The following is a 251-nucleotide window of genomic DNA, read 5'->3' on the forward strand; positions in this document are numbered from 1 at the left end:
CCCATACAGACCCAAAGTCTTGGCATAGGTATGGAACAAGACGCGGATCGCGCGGTCAGCTAGGCCTAACATCCGCAGGCGTAAGACAGGGTTTTTTCCTTCCAGGCCGTAGCGGCCGGAGTCCTCTGCACGCAGCTTCATCCGCTTCAGGGTGTCGTAGCGTCCTTCCCAAATCAAGTAGAGAATCCAGGCTGTAAGCGATTGTACTTCTACTTCAGCCCCTTCCTGTTCGAGAAAGCGCTGCAATTGAT

The 251-nt window shown here is 54.2% G+C and carries 1 pseudogene; it reads right to left on the bottom strand.

Annotated elements, in window-relative coordinates:
• Nucleotides 1–251, bottom strand: a pseudogene (locus tag MXD62_RS09195) (2-hydroxyglutaryl-CoA dehydratase); the annotation flags it as partial.

The organism is Frankia sp. Mgl5 (genome assembly GCF_023242985.1).
GTDB classification, from domain to species: Bacteria; Actinomycetota; Actinomycetes; order Frankiales; family Frankiaceae; genus Parafrankia; species Parafrankia soli.